We start from the raw sequence: 6203 nt of genomic DNA, 5'->3' as shown, positions 1-6203 counted from the left end.
AGCATGCCGGCACGGGTGGTCGCCCCCACCAGGGTGAAGGGCTGCAGGTCGATTTTCACGCTGCGGGCGGCGGGGCCTTCGCCGATCAGGATGTCGATCTGGAAGTCCTCCAGCGCGGGATAGAGGATTTCCTCGACCACCGGCGACAGGCGATGGATTTCGTCGATGAACAGGACATCGTTGCGTTCCAGGTTGGTCAGCATGGCGGCCAGGTCCCCGGGACGTTCCAGCACCGGCCCGGATGTCTGGCGCAACTGCACACCCATTTCATGGGCCACGATGTGCGCCAGGGTCGTCTTGCCCAGGCCCGGCGGGCCGAACAGCAGCACGTGATCCAGCGATTCGCCACGCTGGCGGGCCGCCGCGATGAAGATGTCCAGCTGTTCGCGGACCCGCCGCTGGCCGACATAGTCCCCCAGGGACTTGGGCCGCAGGGCGCGTTCGATGGAATCTTCGGCATGCGAAGCCACGTCCGGCGTCACCAGGCGGGGTTCGGGCGTTCGGGCCGAGAGGGAATCTGCTTGAATGGCCATGAAAAGACTGTGTTGATATCCAGTACCGGAATTATGCCATCACCGCAACGCGGCCGGCCGCCCCCGTCACGAACGGTCCCGGCGCGGCAACAGCACGAAATCGGCATCCCCGTCCAGCGCCCGCTTCAGCTGTGAATAGCGTTCCAGCAGATCGGACTTGTAGACCACGCCCAGCAACCGGGCAGGCCGGTCGCGGCTGACCACGGGCAGACGTTCCCCCCGGAAGGCGCTGAACTGCGTCTGGGCCTCGTCCAGACTCAGATCGGGGTACAGCGGCTTGACGAAATCCAGGCGCAGCACCTCGCCACAGGTCCTGGACTGCACATCGGTCTCGGCCAGCATCATGCGGGTCAGGTCCTGCTGGGCGATCACCCCCTGCCAGGCACCCTCGGCATCAGTCACGTACAGATATTTCACGGGATAGTCCAGAAACATCTCCTGCGCCTGGCGCACCGGGGCATCCGTGCGGATCACGGTTTCCGCCGGCCGCATCAGGCTGTCCAGGCGGGCGTGCCGCAGGCGCTGGCGCAGCGCCTGGTTGTCCTCGTGATGCAGCGTCACCTGGTACATCACTGCCTGGGCCAGGCCACGGGATACGAAATACGCCGCCACACAGGCCAGCACCAGCGGCAGTACCATCTGGTAGCTGAGCGTCATTTCGAAAATCATCAGGATCGCCATGAACGGCGCGCTGGTCGCCGCTGCCAGGAAGGCCCCCATGCCCACCAGGGTCAGGACCGCGCCATGCCCCGCCAGCACAGGCCAGACTTCCCCCAAGCCCTGGGCCACCAGCGTGCCCAGAGCGGCACCGACAAACAGGGTCGGGGTAAACACCCCACCCACCGCGCCCGAACCTGCCGTCAGGGCCGTCGCCAGCACCTTGCACAGCAGGATCCACAGCACCATCTGCCAGGCCTGGGGCTGATGCAGCAGGGACACGACCACGCTGTAGCCATTGCCTGCCATCTGCGGCATGCCCACCAACACACCTCCCAGCAACAGCCCGCCCAGCGCCAGGCTCAGGGGCAACGGCAGGCCAGTGCGACCGAACAGTGATTTCACCCCATGGATGCAGCGCAGGAACTGCGGCGCCCCCACGCCAGCCAGGATGCCCAACGCCAGGCTGGGCAGCAACAGGTCGGCGGGCACCTCCCCCAGGCCGGGCATGGCGTACAGCGCCACATAGTGGCCGCTCAGCCGCATCAGCAGGTTCGACACGGCGGCCGCGACCAGCAGCGGGCCGAAATTCTGGAACGACATGGATCCAAGGACGATCTCGCCCACGAACACGGCGCCGGCAATGGGCGCGCCATAGGCCGCCGACACCCCGGCCGCCGCCCCGCAGGCCACCAGCAGGCGCAGGTGTGCCGTGCCCGAACGCAGCAGCCGACCCAGGACGGACGCCCACAGGGCAGCCAGGTGCACCATGGCCCCCTCGCGGCCGATGGAACCGCCCGTGGCGACCGTGCACAGCGAAGACAGCGAACGCAGCAGACCCTGGCGCACGGACAGCCGCCCGTCGCCAATGGCCACGGCTTCCATGTAGTCGGAATGCGCATCGCGCGACACGCGCCGGGCGGCGACCAGCAAGGCCCCGGCACACAGCCCGCCGACGGCGGGCACCAGCAGTCGCATCGACCAGGGCAGTTCACGCATGACCTGGGTAATGGCCCCGGAATGCCCGGCAAACAGCCACTGGATCCCATGGATCCCGGCATGGAAAGCGATCGTGAGCAATGCGCCACCGACGCCGGCCAGGGCCGCCCAGCACAGCATGGCGACCGCGCCGTCGGCCCGCAAGTGCAGATCCGGCCCTCGCATGCGCGCTCCTGAATGGCCCTAGGGCCTGAAATCCGGCGGGCTGGGTGGCCGAGACCGGCCCAGCATGCGCCAGTACACCCAGAGATTGAAAATCAACGCCACCGGCAGCGCGATCACCACGGCCGACAGCGCCAGGCGCAGGGTCGCCACCGGCGCAGCGGCGTCCCACAACGTCATTTCGTCCAATACCAGGTAGGGGAAGAAACTGTAGGCCAGGCCGCCCAGCACGGTCAGGACAATCACCAGCACCAGGGCATAGGGCAGCGCCGAAGCACGGTAGCTGTGGCTGATCATGCGCTGCAGCGTCATTTCCGTCAGGACGAAACACAGCAGCAACGTGCCCCAGACCAAGCCCACCGCCAGCCAGTGCGAACCATCGCCCCATTTCAGGAAGACCCCGGCATTGGAAAAGTCCAGCACCACCGACACCCCCACAGCGCCCACGGCGCCCCAGCGCAGCGTGCGACGAGCCCAGCTGACGGCGCGCACACGCAGTTCGCCGGCTTCGCGCATCATCAGCCAGGCCGCTCCCAGCAGACTGTAGGCCGCTACGGCGCACCCGCCCATCAGGACCGCGAAACCGGTATTGCCCAGGCCCGGCTGGTACGCCACCACCACCCGTGCCAGGATATAGCCATGAGAAAAGGCGACCAGCACGGCCCCCGCGCCAAAACCGAACTGCCAGCGGCCCTGGTGCTCGGACGGCGCCCGCAAACGCCACTCGAAGCACACCGAGCGCAACATGGTGCCCAATGCCAGCAACGACAGCGGCAGATACAGGCGCCCCAGGATCTGAGGCCAGGCGTAGGGGAAAGCCGCCGCAAACAGCCCGACGCCCAGAAAAACCCAGAATTCATTGGCATCGCGCCAGGGCCCCAGCAGCGAGAGCATGCGCGGCCGCAGGGCAGGCGGCGCGACCAGGGACACACAGCCTACGCCAATGTCGAAACCGTCCAGCAGCACGCCTGCCACGACGACCGCGAAGAACACGACGATCAGCGCCAACGGCATCCAGAACGCCGGGTCCTGGGCACCCAACCCCAACAGGGCGGCGAGCGACTCGATCATGCGCGTCCCCTGTGACGGGCCACCGGCACGACACCGTAGCGGGTCGCATGCCGCAGCAACTGGTAAAAGCCGGCAAGCAGCGCACCAAAGACCACGATCTGCAGGCACAGCACCGCCCACAGCACGCCTTCGCTGGCGTCCGTGCCGATCTCGCGCAACGAGACCGTACCCTGGATGGCATAGGGCAGACTGCCGATCAACAGATGCCCCCATCCCGCCGCCTGCAGCAGTGCGGCCAGCCAGGCCATGAGCCACAGCCCGGCACGCCCAGCCCGCGACAGATTGTCAGGCTCATGCCCCAGGCGGTGGCCCCGCCATAGCGCCCACCCGGCCAATACGGCCAACGTGCCGGTCAGCAGCACGGCCAGCCGTGCCGATACATAGGTCGCCATCAGGGGCGGACGAATGCCCGCCAGATCGTTCAGTCCGCGCAACGGCCCCTCGGCCGGCAGGTGCACCCACGCGGCCCAGCCGGGCGGCCCAGCCAGGCGCCAGGCATCGTGCTGGCGGGATTCGTCAGGCCAGGCGGCCAGGGACAGGCGTGCCGGCGGCCCACTGGTCCACTGAGGCACCACGGACGCCACACGCGCCGGCTGCAGCGGCAACAGATCACGCCCCAGGGTGGCCGCCAACACCGCCTGCAGCACCAGCGCCAGCAGCACCAGCCGCAGGCCCCAGGCATAGACACTGCGATCCCCCGCATCGCTGGGACGAATCTCGGTGCGCCAGGCCGTCACGGCCAGCATCAAGGTCGCAGCCAGCAGCAGGCCGCCGGCCAGCAACACCCCGAACAGCACCGGCGCCAGGCCTCCGCCCAGCAATTCCAGCCAATCCGCCACATGGTAGCGGCCCTCGGACAGGGTGGCGCCCACCGGCCACTGCATCCAGGCCAGCAGCACCACGATCCACCAGGCCGTCAGGGACGTGCCCAGCGCCACCATCCCCACGACCAGCGTGTGGGCCCGGGCCGACAGGGTGCGCTGGCCGTACAGCATGGCCCCCAGAAAACAGGATTTGAAGATGAAGGCCGTCAGCACCGCCATGCCCACCAACGGTCCGGCGACCTCGCCGGCCCGGTCCATGAAGCCCGGCCACAGCGTGCCCAACTGCAGCACCAGCAGCAGGCTGGCTGCAAAACCGAGAATCAGGGACAAGGCAAACACCCGCACCCAGAAGCGATAGGCCAGCAGCGCCGCCTGGCTGCGGCCAGCGAACAGCCGGAAGCCGAACAAGACCCAGGCCAGGCCCAGTTCCAGTGCCAGGAAGCACAGCACGAACCCCAGACTCAGGTAAAACTGGGACAGCGACAGAACCCATGCGGTTTGCGTCATAATGTGCGCTAGTTTATATGAACCCCCTTCGGGCCTGTATGTCTTTCTCGATCCGCGCCAGCCAGCCTGCGCGCGAACATGGCAAAATGCCCGTTTATCTTCCTGCCCCAGGGGCCCGTATCCTCGCACCATGACCACCGATTCCGCGCCCGCCTCGAATTTCCTGCGCACCATCATCGACAACGACCTGAAATCCGGTCGCTACCAGGACAGGCAATGGGCGCTTCCGCCCAGCCCGGCTGAAGTCCGCCGCGCCGGCGCCCTCGATCCCGCCCGCATCCGCACCCGCTTTCCGCCCGAACCCAACGGCTACCTGCACATCGGCCACGCCAAGAGCATCTGCCTAAATTTCGGCCTGGCGCGCGATTACCAGGGCATCTGCCACCTGCGCTTCGACGACACCAACCCCGAAAAGGAAGAAAACGAATACGTCCACGCCATCATCGACATGGTGCGCTGGCTGGGTTTCGACTGGACGCACGACGGCGTGGAACACTGTTTCTACGCCAGCGACTATTTCGAGACCATGTACCGTTTCGCCGAAGCCCTGGTGCAGGCCGGCCATGCCTACGTGGACGAACAATCGGCCGACGAGATGCGCGCCACCCGTGGCACTCTGACCGAACCGGGCACGAACTCGCCATGGCGCGACCGCCCAGCCGCCGAATCCCTGGCGCTGTTGCGCGACATGCGCGCCGGCAAATTCCCGGATGGCCGCATGGCCCTGCGGGCGCGCATCGACATGGCCTCGCCCAACATCAACCTGCGTGACCCGGTCCTATATCGCATCCGCCATGCGACCCACCACCGGACCGGCGATGCCTGGTGCATTTATCCCATGTATTCCTGGGCGCATCCGGTCGAAGACGCCCTGGAAGGCATCACGCACAGCATCTGCACGCTCGAATTCGAGGACCAGCGCCCGTTCTACGACTGGATCCTGGAACGCCTGGTCGAACTGGACCAACTGGCTGCGCCACTGCCTCGGCAGCACGAATTCGCGCGCCTGAACCTCAGCTACGTCGTCACCAGCAAACGCAAGCTGCGCCAACTGGTCCTGGACGGACACGTCAATGGCTGGGACGACCCCCGCCTGCCAACCCTGGCCGGCCTGCGCCGCCGGGGTTACACGCCCAGTTCCATCCGCCTGTTCTGCGACCGCCTGGGGGTATCCAAGGCCGACTCCCGCATCGACTACGGCACACTGGAACAAGCCCTGCGCGACGATCTGGACCCCAAGGCCGCCCGGGCCGTGGCCGTGCTCGATCCGCTCAAACTCGTCATCACCAACTTCCCGGAAAACCTGGCCGAACCCTGCTCCGCACCGCTCAACCCCCACGATCCGGATGGCGCCCGGCGCTCATTCCCGTTCACGCGCGAGCTCTGGATCGAACGCGACGACTTTCGCGAAGACCCGCCCAAAAAATACTTCCGCCTGTTCCCGGGCAAC

5 protein-coding genes are annotated in these 6203 nt (G+C 66.9%); 1 reads left to right on the top strand and 4 read right to left on the bottom strand.

The genetic code is table 11. The features are described from left to right. The 4 genes from RBR29_RS10000 to RBR29_RS09985 form a co-directional block, all read right to left on the bottom strand. The coding region (locus RBR29_RS10000) for an AAA family ATPase (protein WP_320348961.1) at positions 1 to 533 on the bottom strand (533 nt) is incomplete at its 3' end. A 66-nt stretch (positions 534 to 599) separates the two neighbouring features. Beyond that, a complete protein-coding gene (locus tag RBR29_RS09995) occupies positions 600 to 2354 on the bottom strand; it encodes a ClcB-like voltage-gated chloride channel protein (RefSeq protein WP_320348958.1) in 1755 nt (584 codons plus the stop codon). 18 nt (positions 2355 to 2372) lie between these two features. Further along, entirely contained in the window at positions 2373 to 3422 is a 1050-nt protein-coding gene (locus RBR29_RS09990; RefSeq protein WP_320348956.1) for a cytochrome d ubiquinol oxidase subunit II, read from the bottom strand. Beyond that, positions 3419 to 4753 carry a cytochrome ubiquinol oxidase subunit I gene (locus RBR29_RS09985; RefSeq protein ID WP_320348955.1) on the bottom strand — a complete coding sequence of 445 codons (1335 nt, stop codon included), beginning with the start codon at positions 4751 to 4753 and terminating at the stop codon, positions 3419 to 3421. The genes RBR29_RS09990 and RBR29_RS09985 overlap by 4 nt, the downstream gene beginning before the upstream one ends. A gap of 130 nt (positions 4754 to 4883) precedes the next feature. Between RBR29_RS09985 and glnS the strand changes: the two genes are divergently transcribed. Next, on the top strand, positions 4884 to 6203 hold a 1320-nt coding region (gene glnS / locus RBR29_RS09980), incomplete at its 3' end, for a glutamine--tRNA ligase (protein ID WP_320348953.1).

The organism is Castellaniella sp. (assembly GCF_034007085.1).
Taxonomy (GTDB): domain Bacteria; phylum Pseudomonadota; class Gammaproteobacteria; order Burkholderiales; family Burkholderiaceae_B; genus Castellaniella.
Note: the sequence above shows the minus strand (reverse complement) of the source record. Positions and strands in the feature narration are given on the sequence as shown.

Excerpts from the sequence above, each read along its gene's own strand:
- RBR29_RS09995 (WP_320348958.1), bottom strand. The coding sequence starts at position 2,354 with ATGCGAGGGCCGGATCTGCACTTGCGGGCCGACGGCGCGGTCGCCATG.
- RBR29_RS09990 (WP_320348956.1), bottom strand. The coding sequence starts at position 3,422 with ATGATCGAGTCGCTCGCCGCCCTGTTGGGGTTGGGTGCCCAGGACCCG.
- RBR29_RS09985 (WP_320348955.1), bottom strand. The coding sequence starts at position 4,753 with ATGACGCAAACCGCATGGGTTCTGTCGCTGTCCCAGTTTTACCTGAGT.